An 11697-nucleotide genomic window follows, 5' to 3' on the forward strand; every position below is an offset into this window, starting at 1 on the left:
GTCCCTGGCAGGCTGACCTCATGACCTTCGTCAGTGTGGTGGTGAATCCGGCCGCGGCCGCCGGCACCGGCGCCGCCGCGGCCGACGCGGCGATCGCCGAACTTCGGTCCGGTGGCGGGAAAGTCACCGTCCGGCAGACCGACGGGCCGGACGTGACTGCCGTACTGGCCGCCGCCATCGCCGACCAGCCGGACGTGCTCGTCGTCTGCGGCGGCGATGGGATGGTGCACGCGGCTCTGCAGGTAGTCGCCGAAAAATCGGTGCCGCTGGGTGTCGTACCAGCCGGCACCGGCAACGATTTCGCCCGCTCACTGGGAATTCCGCTGCATGACCCGGCCGCCGCCAGCCGGCTGATCCGGACCGGCACGGCCCGGCCGCTGGACCTCGCCCGGGTCGGCCAGACCTGGTTCGGATCGGTGCTGGCCTGCGGCTTCGACTCGCGAGTCAACGCCCGTACGAACCGCATGCGGTGGCCGCGCGGACGCTCCCGCTACACCCTCGCGACCTTCGCCGAACTGGCCGGTTTCCGCCCGTTGGATTTCGTCGTCGAGGTCGACGGCGTTTCGCACGACCTGACCGGAATGTTCGTCGCCGTCGGCAACACCGCCAGCTACGGCGGCGGAATGCGGATCTGCCCGGACGCGGTCCCAGACGACGGCCACCTCGACCTGACGCTGGTCTCGGCCGTCCCCCGGCTGGAGATGCTGCGGATGTTTTCGGCTGTCTACAAGGGAACCCATGTCCATCATCCGGCGGTCCGCACGCTGCGCGGCCAGACGATCCGGATCAGCTCCACCACCGACATCGTCGCCTACGCCGACGGTGAACCGCTCAACGCACTCCCCTTGACGATCACCCTGCACCCAGCCGCAGCCCAGGTTTTCACTCCTTAGGCCATTTCCTGCTCGGATTCCAGAATCCATCGAAGGATCCCATGAGCGCCGCATTCCTCGGCGACCGAACGTGCTTCTTCGATGTATTTCCTGGCTTCCTCGGGTCGCTCGGCCTGGAAAGCGCAGTCCGCGAGCGCCAACAAACCGGCCGCGACTCCAGGCCGTAGGCCGATCTCGCGGCGCAGTCGTACGGACTCCTCGAAATGCTGACGAGCGTCATCCAGCTGGCCGGCGGCCATTTCGGCGAAACCGAAATGCCGGACCACGTACGACTGCGTCAACCGATCGCCAGCCTCGATGGCCAACCCATGCGCGCGCTCGTAGAACGGCATCGAGGCCAGGTTGTCGCCGCGTACGACCTGATGGACGATGCCGACCCAGAACAGCGCCTCGCCTTCGGCTCGCCCATCGCCCAGCTGGTGATAGAGATCCGCGGCCCGCTCGAACAGCTCCAGCTCGCGCGGATCCTCGTTGGTGCGATCCGCCAGGAAGCGTACGTGGATCACCCGGCCACGAGCCAACGCGAGATCGGCTTCCACCCGGTCGAGCTCGATGTCCGAGATCGCCAGCGCTTCGGTGTCATTGTTGAAAATGGCCCGTTCGTACAGCTCCTGGGCCCAGCTCAACCGGTCCGTGTTTTTCCCGATCACGTTCGTCATGCCGGCCACCGTACTTCACTGGAGAATATTTCACCAGCGAAATATCTACTACAGTATCCTTCGCTAGGTGAAAGACAGCGTCGATCGGCATATCGAGTACTGGCGGCACGAGCTGGCCGGCTACGACGCACTCGCGGAGGCGATCGCCGGCCGGATCCAACTGCTGGCCCGACATATGGAGAAGCCGAAGAAGGACTCACTGGCCGAGCACGGAGTCCAGCTGTGGGAATTCCAGACGCTCAAGAACCTGCGTCGGCGCGGGCAGCCGTACGAGGCGACCCCGGGTGAGCTCGCCACCGCACTGGGCATGTCGCCGGCGGCGATGACCAAGCGGCTGGACGCGCTGGAGAGGTCCGGTTATGTGGTACGCGAACACGACACCCAGGACCGCCGCAAGGTGACCGTGCGGCTGACCGTTGCCGGCATGCGTACGTGGGCGCGGACCGTGGACGATCAGGGCCTGGTGGAGCGCCGACTGGTCGGGGCGTTGACGCTGACCGAACAGGACCAGTTGGCGGATCTGCTTCGGAAGATGATGCTGGTCGCCGAGCAAAACGACCGAACCTGAGGCGGACGCCGAGTCGGCGCCCGCCCCCAAGCAGGTGACTACTCTTCGGCGTCCGCGAGGGCGACCAGGGCGGCGGCGCTCTTGGCGTACTTCCAGTTGCCCAGGTCGCGGATGGTCTTGATCTTGAAGCCGGCGAGGATCTCGTCGTGCTTCGGGGTGAGGCCTTCCAGCGCGGACGGCGGGGCGTCCAGGATCTCGGCGAGGCTCTTGGTCTCGAACTCCTTGTCGAGCAGTTTGTTGAGGTTCATGCCCATTTGTTGACCCCCTACAGAAAAGTGGTAAGGCTCTGTACGGGGGAAGCGTGCCCTGGATCACCCCGCTCGGCAAATCCGAACGCCGATCGTTCAGTCGAGATCCACCCGTACAGTCAACAAGTCCGTGCCCAGCATCCGGACCATGGCGCTGTTGTACGCCGGCAGTTTGCGCAGCCGCCGCTTCGGGTCGTCGTGGGGCAGCAAATGTGCCGTACCAGCCCGCCAGCGGCCGCGGATCTGCACGCGTACGCGCGGATTGGCGACGATATTGCGGACGTACTGAGAATGCTCGCCATGGTTGCTGACCAGCCAAAAGCTGCCGTCCGCCAGCCGCCCGCCGACCGGGGTGCGGCGGGGCTGGCCACTGACCCTGCCAACGGTCTCCACCACCGCCTGGCCCGGCATCCAACCGGCCATTGCGCGCGACATCGGGTTCGCGAGGTGCCGGTGAAACCAGGTCACCCGGCGTCGTTTTGCTTCATCTGCCATGTTCGCTCCTTGCCGAGACTAAGCGTCTCGTCAAGACTTGCCGAGACTCATAGTTTCGTCAAGTACGCTGGTGGGCATGGCCCCAGACCCTCGCCGGCCGCACACCGGCCGTCGCCGCAACGAAGCCGCCCGGCAGGCGATCCTGGACGCCACGTCCGAGCTGCTCGGCCAACCGAATGGGGCGGCGCTGACGATCGACATGATCGCCGCGGCGGCCGGGGTCGGGAAGCAGACGATCTATCGCTGGTGGCCGTCCAAGGGGGCCGTCCTGTTGGAGGCGATGACCGACCTCGCGCGTACCAGCGCGCCCACCCCGGACACCGGCGCACTGGCCTCTGACCTGCACACATTCCTCGCGTCAACGTTCCACGCGGCGGGCAGCGAGCCGGCCGCGTCCCGGCTGCGGACGGTGATGGCCGAGGCGCAACGCGACCCACACGCTGGCGAGTTGATGCGCATTTTCGCCGACCGGCGGCGCCAGGAACTACGACAAATCCTCATCCGCGCACAGGATCGCGGTGAGCTGCTGGCGCCCGTCGACCTGGATTTGGTCACGGACCAGGTTTACGGCGTGCTCTGGTATCGGCTGCTCATCGGACATTCGCCGCTGAGTCCAGCGGCCGCGGCTGAGCTGTCGGCGGCTCTGTTGAAACAACTGCTTTGCGTCGAGACGCCGGAAGCGCGGTGACCGTGACCATGGCGATGGCATGGGAACTATTAGTGGCCGACCGCTCCGTCGATGCGCTCCCGCAGCAGGTCGGCGTGGCCGTTATGCCGGGCGTATTCCGCGATCATCTTCACCAGAATCACCCTTAGCGACACCGGCTTGCCCGTCCGAATCTCGGTGCCGGTCTGGTCGAGGTCGGCCTCGGCGACAATGTCCCGGGACAGCTGACATTCCTGTTTCCACCGAGCCAATGCCTCCTCGACATCGCCGGCCAGGTCATCGAAATCCTGCTCGGGATCCTCGTCGGAGTAGTAGATCATCGGCACGTCCTGCCCGGCGAACTGCAGCCGGAACCACCACCGCTCGGCGCCGGTGAGGTGCCGGATCAAGCCGTGCAGACTCATCGTCGAAGGCGGGACGCCGAGGTCCGAGAGCCGCTCCGGCGCGATGCCGGAGCACTTCATTTCAAGCGTTTTCCGCTGCCAGTCCAGGAAAGATGTCAGGACTTCACGCTCGTCACCGACCTTGGGCAGCTCCGGCCGGTCGCCGGCGAACACAGCGGAGTAGTTCTCTTCCGGGATCTTCGTCATGGGCCGGAGCATGCCACCCACCACCGACAGTTTCAGAGGGCACGTACCAGCATTTTTCCGACGTTGTCCCCACGCAACCTGCCCAGAAATGCCTCGACGAAAGTCCTTGGCCGTACCGGAACTTATCCGCGAGCTTTCCAGGCGTCGCTGACTATGCGTTCCAGCGCCGAGAATTCCGGCCGCCACCCGAGCGCCGAACGGGCTTTGGTGATGTCCGCGATCAGACTGTGCGGCTCGGGCTTAGGCGGATTGTGTTGCACCTCGACCGTACGCCCAGTGATCCTTTCGACCGCTTGAATGAGGTCTATAACGCTGACACCCTCGCCCGTACCGATGTTGTAGATGCCTTTCGGGCCTTCCAAGGACCTCACCACCGCCACGGCCACGTCTCGTACGTGCACAAAGTCCCGTACCGCGATGCCGTCACCGTTGACCGCGATCGGCTGTCCATCGGCCGCCGCCGTCAGAATGCGCGGCAGGATCCGGGTCGGATCTGTGTCGTACGGGCCGGCGATGTTGAATATTCTGAGTGTGACCGCGTCATAGCCGTCCACGATCTGCTCAGCAGCCAACTTTGCCGCTGCGTAAGGACTTTCCGGGTGCGTGGACCGATCCTCACTAAGCCGTCCGTCGTGGGCCGAACCGTACACCGCGTTCGTCGAGGCAAAGACGATTCTCGGCTGGCCGCCCGCCGCTGCCAGCAGATTTCGAGTGCCACCAACGATAACGTCGAAGAACGTGAGGGGATCCACGAACGACTCCCGCGCACTCGGCGGCGCCGCCAAATGCGCGATCGCGTCGTACTTTCCCGCTATCGGTCCCATCGCCTCACGCAGGTCCGCCCGTACCGTCCCGGCGCCCTCGACCCCGTCACTTCCCCGAGTCAGAACGTCAACGTCGTACCCACGCGCCAGCAGCTCCCGAGTCACCACCCTGCCCAAAAAGCCACACCCACCGGTGACCAGGACCCTCACGCCACTCCTTGCCCGTCAACGGCGAGCCTTCCCGAGGTAGAAGACCAGCATCACCAGCGACACTACGGACATCGCAGCTCCGACGCCGAACAGCACAACATGGTGTTGACTCCAAGTGCCCAGGTCGAGGTTCGCGAACATGATGCAAATGCCTGACAGCAGACCACAGACAGAACCAATTATTTGGCGCTTTCCCAACGATGTCATGCCAACGACGATATGGCGACCTCGCCAGGAAAGCGGCGAATCTGCCCTCGCCACCCGGCGACCCGGCCCAGAGAGGCAGCTATTCGACTGCCGGAATCCGGGCGATAGGCGACAGCTCTGACTCGGTCCGGGAACCGATTGCAAACTCGGCCACCTCACTGGACCACATCAGGCCCGGCTAGCCGGAGTCGTCTTTGTCCAGCTCAAATTCGATATCGATCATGTCGATGATCGATTGGAACGCCAACGTCATGCCCGAGTAGTGGTCGATTCGTCGCTTGTCTCCGTACGTACGAGCGGATTGCAGCATCTGGGCGGCATCTACCGTGGCTTGCGCGACCTGCCGCCGCAGTGACAAGACCTGCTGGAGCCTGCTCACCGTGTGGCCCGATGCGGAGCAGGACGCCTGCGAGGCATCGGCGGGGAATCGTCGTACGCCCGCGGATTCATCCCGGCTGCTACCAGCACTGATTCCGCGACCGCTCGCACGTCACACGGCCACAGGTCGTCACACGCCCGACACGACACACGATCGCGTCGTACTCGCGGCTGATGTGCACTCGACAGGTCTCGCGCCGTCAGTGCCAGTATCGAATCAGCGCGTACCAGAACCACGATGCCTCGATGCCTCCTGGAGCGAAGGAAGGGCTCCAGCTCGGCGGCCGTGAGGGCGATGGGGTCGCAGATCCCACGGATGCCGAGCTGGAGTCCATTGAACGGCCAAACGGGTCCGACCTCCGACTCGGTACGATCCATGATGTTGATCGCAACGAGGGTGGAGCAATGAGCCGCGAGGCACTGGACCTTGTGATCCGGCACAACGGCTGGAAGTTTCAGGAGCGCACTGTCTCGGCTGATCCGAACGATTCTGACGACTTGCGGCAAGTACTGCTGGACGCAATCAAGCGGGACGGTTGGGACGAGCGCCGGATCGACGAGTTCGAGATGGACGTACGGTATGCGAACGACCGCCGACTCGTCACAACCTTCGCCGTGACCAGCTGACTTCTCGTCAACAGCTCAGCAAACCAGTCTGGACATCCGCCCCACGATCGAGCAACTTAGTCTCGACGACAGGCTGCGATGCCACATACCTGCCCGCTGGCCCGGGTAACCTCAGTGATGTGGACACCGACGGGTCCGAAATGCCTGCCCTCGACGAGCGAGAGGCTTGCTTTAACTACGGCTACTACATGCGCTGCGAATGCGGCCGAAACTCGTATATCTCGGCGGACGACTATCAGGCTAACTCGTGCTGGTCTCCGGCAGGCTCTCGCTCGATGTCGTCCGTTGACGCCCATATGCCGTGCAACCACTGCGATAAATCTATCCATTTCGGTCCCGGAGCTACAACATTACGAGACCAGAATGATCGCGCGCTCGACAGCGCCCAGATTAGTCAGCTGGCCTGGTATCACACATGCACAGATTCCAACTGGCCGTCGACGACCTATGCAGATAATCGTATGGCCAAGCTACTCGCGGACCCGATCTGGTCCTCTCAAGCGGATAACACTAACGTCGATATCAAGCGCTTGCCTGATAAAGCACTACACGTCGGCACGTACGAGGCCGCGATCGAGAACATGCTGCGACGGATGTCCGACCAGGACGATGGGGCAGCGCAGTTCTACTTACACAGAGTCGCACTTAGCATTGATCCAGACCGAGTTAATGCCCGATATCGCGACGAGAACCACGAGGCAGCCGCACAACTTACGGCCGCGGACCTTCACGATGCCGGCTTTGTCGCCATCCGATACATCAATGTTCGTGAGTCGGCTGGCTCGCTCTCGCTCGCTCTCCTTCCCGAAGCGATCAGCTGCGTACAGACGATTCCTCTTCCAGCAGCTGCTGCTGCAGTTACACTCAAAGACCCACTTCTCGCTCTCTTGAAACAAACCCAAGGCCAGCTAGATGACCTTGCCGCAGCTGCACCTGACACCTCACCATTCTCGTCAAATCAACTCGGAATGATGCAGCTCACAGGCGACGAACATGACGGACTGTGGTCCGGAATCATGACAGCGCTGATACAGCATCATCTTGTCAACATTTCGCCTGTCATCCAGGAACAATTCGAAGATGCGATGAACGCTTGGCTTCACGCAAAGGAAGCACCAACCGTTCGGCAGTTTGCTGACTTCTTCGAAGCAAACGCGGCTGCATTGACGCATTCCACTGCGGTGAAAGGCTTGTTCGCAACGCGGAAGCCACGTGTGATCACGAATGGCATGTCGACGCAATAGCGGGTGTTCGGCTGAACACATCCCTCCTGGCCAACATCCAGGTAAGGTCCGAACGTGGCGACTGATGAGCAGACGACGGACGGCAGTCAGTGGATCGTGCACGGCGAGCGGCCGGTATACGAGAGCGAGTGGGTACGGGTCAACCTGACCGATGTGGAGCTGCCGGACGGCGATCGGTTCGAGCATCACGCCCTCTGGTTGCCGCCCGCCGCCATGATCGCGCTGCTCAACGACGCAGGCACGCACGTCCTCCTGATGTGGCGGCACCGCTTCGTGTCCAACGTTTGGAACTGGGAACTGCCGGGCGGTCTCATTGACGACGGCGAAGATCCGGCGACAACAGCAGAGCGGGAAATCCTGGAGGAGACCGGCTACAAGCCGCGGGAGCTGCGTCACCTCGTCACGTTCGAGCCGATGATCGGCATGGTCAAGAATCCTCACCACGTCTACCTCGGACTTGGAGCCGTGCAGGTAGCGGAGCCGACCGAGGTCACCGAGATGCAGCGCTTGGAGTGGGTGCCGCTTACCGAGATTCCGCAGCTCATCGCGGACGGCAAGATCAAAAATTCCGGCACCCTGGTCGCGCTTCTGCATGTACTGGCGATAAGCGGCCCGGCGGCGTGCTGATCAAGATCTGGCTACTCGCCGCCCATTAGCTTCGCGATCCACTTCCACTGCCGAATCGAGGCTGCGCTTCTCGCGACCGACGAAGACAGCGACGACCAAGCGGCGTAGCCGACAACGTCACCGCGCATTCACCGCAAGCACCCGTAGAGAGCCGTATCTAGCCGGACACCATCGGACAACGCATGACAGCCCCTGGTCGGTCATCGTGGCTGGTCAGGGGCTGTTTTGTGTGGTGGGAGCGGAGGGCGTGGGATTCGAACCCACGATGCCGGTCACCCGACATAGCGGTTTTCAAGACCGCCGCACTAGGCCACTATGCGAGCCCTCCTGACAGGGTCAGCCTACCCGTACGGCCTCGGCGCTCGTACGGGCTGTGGCCAAAGTCCGTAGATGTGCGGGCAGTTCGCGCCGAACAAGCCCAAACGGCGCACCGCGGCGAAGGCTGGGGTGTCAGCTGGCAATAGGCTCCAGGTTGTGGGCCATCTGCGCGAGGATGTCGACCGTACGGCCGTAGTCCTCGTCGGAAATGCCGGCGACGATGGTGCGTCGAACTTGGCGCGTACGCTCGCTGACGCTGGCGAATCCAGCGCGGCCGGCGGCGGTCAGGGTGAGTGGCCGCGCGTCTTCGATCCAGCCGCGTACGACCAGGTCATCGACCGCGTGTTGACCGGCCAGCGGTTCGTCGGCGAGGAAAGGGGCGAGCAGCGTGTCGAGCTGCGTACGGCTGACCGAGCCGTTGGCAACGCTGTTCAGCACCTGCCAATGGCGACGGGTCAGGTCGTCGGCCTCCAGGGCTCGGTCAAAGGTGGACTCGATCAGCAGGTGGAGCTGCTTGAGCCAGTAGCCAATCGGACGACGTTCCATCATAATCTCCAAGTAGTTGTCAATAGACATGTAGATGTCAATAAGTATGTAGGCTGAGAGCATGGAGAGCAAGAGTCCGACTGTGGCCGTCGAGCTGGCAATGGTGGCGATTCGACGCCGGCAGAACAGGCGGTCGATCGCCAAGGCGGCCGGGAGCACGGCGGAGAACACCGCGCTTAGCGACGTGATCGATGTGATCGACAGCGCGCAGGGGCGGTGTTCGGTGGCGACCATTGCCGAGCGGCTGTCCGTCGACCAGCCTCGGGCCAGCAAGTTGGTGGCGCGGGCGGTCGCCGACGGTCTCGTACGCCGTGAGTCCGACCAGGCCGACGGCCGGCGGTCGCTGCTGGCGTTGACCGAAGCCGGGCAAGAGGCCGTCGAGGCGATGCATAAGTTCCGCCGTTCCCTTTTTGGGCAGGCGATGGCCGACTGGAGCGCCGGCGAGCGTATGGAGTTCGCGCGGTTACTGAGCGATTTCGTCGCGAGGATGCAAGAGTTGTCCCCGTGAAGATCCGACCCGGCGGGCCCGGCGATCTCGCCGAAGTGCTCGCCATCGTCGACGACGCGGTCGACTGGCTCGTACTGCGCGGCTCCGGCGCGCAGTGGGGCACCGAACCGTGGTCGGAGCGGCAGAACAACATCGACCGGATCGAGAAGATGGCGGCCGACGGTGGCATGTGGATCGCCGAGATCGACGGTGTCCCGACCGGGATGTTGCATGTCAGCGAGGCGCCGCCGCAATACGCCCCGCCCGTCCAGGAACGCGAGCTTTACGTGCACTTCCTGGTCGCCTCCCGCGACTACGCCGGCCGTGGCATCGGTCGCCAGCTCCTGGACTTCGCCCGCGAGCAGGCCCGTCAGCGCGGCATCCAACTGGTACGCGTCGACTGCTGGGCCGGCGGCGACGGCGCCTTGGTGCGCTACTACATGAGCGCCGGGTTCGCGCGTACGACCGAATTCACCCTCGGCGAGTGGCAGGGCCAGGTCTTCGAACAACGTCTCCCCTGAGCGGAAGACCACATTGACGCAACGACTGGCATCCTCGTATCGTTCGCATTGAGAACGGTTGTTCGCAGTGCGAACGCAAGGAGGGGACGTGGCGCAGATCCTCAGCTTGTCGGAGGCCGTCTCCGCGGTGGTCCACGACGGCGACACGGTGGCGATGGAGGGCTTCACGCACCTGATTCCAGTGGCGGCCGGCCACGAGGTCATCCGGCAGCGCAAGCGCGACATGACGCTGGTGCGGATGACCCCCGACATCATCTACGACCAGCTGATCGGCGCCGGCTGCGGGCGAAAACTCATATTTTCCTGGGGTGGCAACCCGGGAGTCGGCTCGTTGCACCGATTCCGGGACGCGGTCCAACACGGCTGGCCGCTACCGCTGGAAATCGAGGAACATTCCCACGCGGGCATGGCGAACCGCTATGTGGCCGGCGCCGCCGGGCTTCCTTTCGGAGTGCTGCGCGGCTATTCCGGCACCGGTCTGGTCGACCAGACCGACACCATCGAGATGATCACTTGTCCTTTCACAGGAGAAAAACTCACCGCCGTACGAGCACTCAATCCCGACTCGGCGGTCATTCACGCGCAGCGCGCGGACCGAGCCGGGAACGTCCAGTTGTGGGGCCTGTCAGGAGTCCAGAAAGAGGCCGTGCTGGCCGCGAAACGCTCGCTGGTGACGGTCGAGGAGATCGTTGACGAACTTACTCCGAAGGCTGACCAGGTCATGCTGCCAACGTGGGCGATCACGGCTGTCGCGGAGGTGCCGCACGGCGCGCATCCGTCGTACGCGCTGGGATATTACGACCGCGACAACCGCGCGTACGCGGACTGGGACGCGATCAGCCGGGATCGAGACACGTTCACGAAATGGCTCGACGAAACAGTTTTCGGGGGCCGGAAATGAGCAACTGGACGACCGACGAAATGATGACCATCGCGGCATCCCGGGCGCTCACCGGCGTCACCGCGTGTTTCGTGGGTATTGGACTGCCCAGCCAGGCCGCGAACCTCGCTCGGCGTACGTCCTCGCCTGATCTCGTACTGATTTACGAGTCCGGCGCGATCGGCGCCAAACCCACCCGGCTGCCACTGTCCATCGGCGATGGCATTCTGGCCGAGACCGCGGACGCGGTGGTCAGCGTACCGGAGATTTTCAACTACTGGCTGCAACCCAGGCGGATCGATGTCGGTTTCCTCGGAGCTGCCCAGCTGGACAAATACGCGAACATCAACACCACGGTGATCGGCACCGACTACCACCACGCGAAAGTGCGGTTGCCGGGCGCTGGCGGAGCTCCGGAAATCGCGGCGTCCTGCGGAGAAGTTATTGTGATCGTACGACAAAGCCGGCGGACTTTTGTGGAGAAGGTTGACTTCATTACGTCCGTCGGGCACGGCGAGGGTGGGGATTCTCGGGAAAAGCTGGGATTGCGCGGCAAAGGACCAACCAGGGTCATCACCGACCTGGCTGTGTTGGAACCCGATCCCACCACCCGCGAGCTGACGGTGACCCAGTTGCACCCCGGTGTCACACCGGAGCAAGTGCGTGAAGCGACCGGTTGGGAGATCGCCTTCGCCGCCGACGTCAGCCGTACGCCCGAACCGACCACTGACGAAATCAGTACGCTTCGCGCGCTGATCGCCGCGTGAT

General features: G+C 63.6%; 18 protein-coding genes and 1 tRNA gene. 10 read left to right on the top strand and 9 right to left on the bottom strand.

Annotated features, from left to right (window positions below; translation table 11 throughout):
• The first annotated feature begins 20 nt into the window (after positions 1-20).
• Positions 21-893, top strand: coding sequence for a diacylglycerol/lipid kinase family protein (locus tag ABD301_RS13185; protein WP_344310252.1), 873 nt, complete (start codon positions 21-23; stop codon positions 891-893).
• Here ABD301_RS13185 and ABD301_RS13190 read toward each other — a convergent pair.
• Positions 890-1552, bottom strand: coding sequence for a tetratricopeptide repeat protein (locus ABD301_RS13190; protein ID WP_344310254.1), 663 nt, complete (start codon positions 1550-1552; stop codon positions 890-892). The two genes, ABD301_RS13185 and ABD301_RS13190, sit on opposite strands and share 4 nt — an antisense overlap.
• 67 nt (positions 1553-1619) lie before the next feature.
• Between ABD301_RS13190 and ABD301_RS13195 the strand changes: the two genes are divergently transcribed.
• Complete coding sequence (locus ABD301_RS13195) at positions 1620-2120, top strand: MarR family winged helix-turn-helix transcriptional regulator (RefSeq protein ID WP_163568595.1); 501 nt, start codon at positions 1620-1622, stop codon at positions 2118-2120.
• 38 nt (positions 2121-2158) lie between these two features.
• Here the strand turns inward: ABD301_RS13195 and ABD301_RS13200 are convergent, their stop codons facing one another.
• Together ABD301_RS13200 and ABD301_RS13205 are read right to left on the bottom strand one after the other, a co-directional pair.
• Positions 2159-2368, bottom strand: a complete 210-nt coding sequence (locus tag ABD301_RS13200; protein WP_279580421.1) for a hypothetical protein — start codon at positions 2366-2368, stop codon at positions 2159-2161.
• A 96-nt stretch (positions 2369-2464) separates the two neighbouring features.
• Positions 2465-2863, bottom strand: coding sequence for a nitroreductase/quinone reductase family protein (locus ABD301_RS13205; RefSeq protein ID WP_344310256.1), 399 nt, complete (start codon positions 2861-2863; stop codon positions 2465-2467).
• A gap of 76 nt (positions 2864-2939) precedes the next feature.
• On the opposite strand from ABD301_RS13205, the gene ABD301_RS13210 reads away from it, so the two are divergent.
• The gene (locus ABD301_RS13210) at positions 2940-3551 is read left to right on the top strand and encodes a TetR/AcrR family transcriptional regulator (RefSeq protein ID WP_163568592.1); all 612 of its coding nucleotides are present in this window, start codon (positions 2940-2942) and stop codon (positions 3549-3551) included.
• A gap of 29 nt (positions 3552-3580) precedes the next feature.
• Here ABD301_RS13210 and ABD301_RS13215 read toward each other — a convergent pair whose 3' ends face one another.
• The 4 genes from ABD301_RS13215 to ABD301_RS13230 all read right to left on the bottom strand — a co-directional run bounded on the left by ABD301_RS13215 (position 3581) and on the right by ABD301_RS13230 (position 5680).
• Positions 3581-4120, bottom strand: coding sequence for a mycothiol transferase (locus tag ABD301_RS13215; RefSeq protein ID WP_163568639.1), 540 nt, complete (start codon positions 4118-4120; stop codon positions 3581-3583).
• A gap of 122 nt (positions 4121-4242) precedes the next feature.
• Positions 4243-5094, bottom strand: coding sequence for an NAD-dependent epimerase/dehydratase family protein (locus ABD301_RS13220; protein ID WP_344310259.1), 852 nt, complete (start codon positions 5092-5094; stop codon positions 4243-4245).
• A 15-nt stretch (positions 5095-5109) separates the two neighbouring features.
• The gene (locus tag ABD301_RS13225; protein WP_279580419.1) at positions 5110-5235 is read right to left on the bottom strand and encodes a hypothetical protein; all 126 of its coding nucleotides are present in this window, start codon (positions 5233-5235) and stop codon (positions 5110-5112) included.
• 244 nt (positions 5236-5479) lie between these two features.
• Positions 5480-5680 (bottom strand): hypothetical protein, encoded by a 201-nt coding sequence (locus ABD301_RS13230; RefSeq protein WP_344310262.1) that lies wholly within the window; start codon positions 5678-5680, stop codon positions 5480-5482.
• Between the two features lie 404 nt (positions 5681-6084).
• On the opposite strand from ABD301_RS13230, the gene ABD301_RS13235 reads away from it, so the two are divergent.
• The 3 genes from ABD301_RS13235 (at position 6085) to ABD301_RS13245 (ending at position 8177) form a co-directional block, all read left to right on the top strand.
• Positions 6085-6306, top strand: a complete 222-nt coding sequence (locus tag ABD301_RS13235) for a hypothetical protein (RefSeq protein ID WP_163568590.1) — start codon at positions 6085-6087, stop codon at positions 6304-6306.
• 119 nt (positions 6307-6425) lie between these two features.
• Positions 6426-7550 (top strand): hypothetical protein, encoded by a 1125-nt coding sequence (locus ABD301_RS13240; RefSeq protein WP_344310264.1) that lies wholly within the window; start codon positions 6426-6428, stop codon positions 7548-7550.
• A 54-nt stretch (positions 7551-7604) separates the two neighbouring features.
• On the top strand, positions 7605-8177 hold the full coding sequence (locus ABD301_RS13245; RefSeq protein ID WP_344310266.1) for an NUDIX hydrolase: 573 nt from the start codon (positions 7605-7607) through the stop codon (positions 8175-8177).
• A gap of 239 nt (positions 8178-8416) precedes the next feature.
• Here ABD301_RS13245 and ABD301_RS13250 read toward each other — a convergent pair.
• Both ABD301_RS13250 and ABD301_RS13255 read right to left on the bottom strand, forming a co-directional pair.
• Positions 8417-8505: transfer RNA gene (locus ABD301_RS13250), tRNA-Ser, on the bottom strand.
• A gap of 122 nt (positions 8506-8627) precedes the next feature.
• On the bottom strand, positions 8628-9041 hold the full coding sequence (locus tag ABD301_RS13255; RefSeq protein ID WP_279580417.1) for a MarR family winged helix-turn-helix transcriptional regulator: 414 nt from the start codon (positions 9039-9041) through the stop codon (positions 8628-8630).
• Between the two features lie 61 nt (positions 9042-9102).
• Between ABD301_RS13255 and ABD301_RS13260 the strand changes: the two genes are divergently transcribed.
• The 4 genes from ABD301_RS13260 to ABD301_RS13275 all read left to right on the top strand — a co-directional run bounded on the left by ABD301_RS13260 (position 9103) and on the right by ABD301_RS13275 (position 11696).
• Complete coding sequence (locus ABD301_RS13260; protein WP_163568585.1) at positions 9103-9549, top strand: MarR family winged helix-turn-helix transcriptional regulator; 447 nt, start codon at positions 9103-9105, stop codon at positions 9547-9549.
• The gene (locus tag ABD301_RS13265; protein WP_344310269.1) at positions 9546-10049 is read left to right on the top strand and encodes a GNAT family N-acetyltransferase; all 504 of its coding nucleotides are present in this window, start codon (positions 9546-9548) and stop codon (positions 10047-10049) included. Before ABD301_RS13260 ends, ABD301_RS13265 begins: the two co-directional genes overlap by 4 nt.
• A gap of 88 nt (positions 10050-10137) precedes the next feature.
• A complete protein-coding gene (locus ABD301_RS13270) occupies positions 10138-10950 on the top strand; it encodes a CoA transferase subunit A (protein ID WP_344310271.1) in 813 nt (270 codons plus the stop codon).
• Complete coding sequence (locus ABD301_RS13275; RefSeq protein ID WP_344310273.1) at positions 10947-11696, top strand: CoA-transferase subunit beta; 750 nt, start codon at positions 10947-10949, stop codon at positions 11694-11696. The genes ABD301_RS13270 and ABD301_RS13275 overlap by 4 nt, the downstream gene beginning before the upstream one ends.
• The last annotated feature ends 1 nt before the right edge of the window (position 11697 follow it).

The organism is Fodinicola feengrottensis, assembly GCF_039530045.1.
Classification (GTDB): domain Bacteria; phylum Actinomycetota; class Actinomycetes; order Mycobacteriales; family HKI-0501; genus Fodinicola; species Fodinicola feengrottensis.

Bases quoted from the DNA above. Each gene is read 5' to 3' on its own strand.
- ABD301_RS13225 (WP_279580419.1), bottom strand. From the start codon at position 5,235: ATGTTCGCGAACCTCGACCTGGGCACTTGGAGTCAACACCATGTTGTG.
- ABD301_RS13275 (WP_344310273.1), top strand. From the start codon at position 10,947: ATGAGCAACTGGACGACCGACGAAATGATGACCATCGCGGCATCCCGG.
- ABD301_RS13185 (WP_344310252.1), top strand. From the start codon at position 21: ATGACCTTCGTCAGTGTGGTGGTGAATCCGGCCGCGGCCGCCGGCACC.
- ABD301_RS13200 (WP_279580421.1), bottom strand. From the start codon at position 2,368: ATGAACCTCAACAAACTGCTCGACAAGGAGTTCGAGACCAAGAGCCTC.
- ABD301_RS13210 (WP_163568592.1), top strand. From the start codon at position 2,940: ATGGCCCCAGACCCTCGCCGGCCGCACACCGGCCGTCGCCGCAACGAA.
- ABD301_RS13255 (WP_279580417.1), bottom strand. From the start codon at position 9,041: ATGGAACGTCGTCCGATTGGCTACTGGCTCAAGCAGCTCCACCTGCTG.
- ABD301_RS13260 (WP_163568585.1), top strand. From the start codon at position 9,103: ATGGAGAGCAAGAGTCCGACTGTGGCCGTCGAGCTGGCAATGGTGGCG.
- ABD301_RS13215 (WP_163568639.1), bottom strand. From the start codon at position 4,120: ATGACGAAGATCCCGGAAGAGAACTACTCCGCTGTGTTCGCCGGCGAC.
- ABD301_RS13190 (WP_344310254.1), bottom strand. From the start codon at position 1,552: ATGACGAACGTGATCGGGAAAAACACGGACCGGTTGAGCTGGGCCCAG.
- ABD301_RS13205 (WP_344310256.1), bottom strand. From the start codon at position 2,863: ATGGCAGATGAAGCAAAACGACGCCGGGTGACCTGGTTTCACCGGCAC.
- ABD301_RS13235 (WP_163568590.1), top strand. From the start codon at position 6,085: ATGAGCCGCGAGGCACTGGACCTTGTGATCCGGCACAACGGCTGGAAG.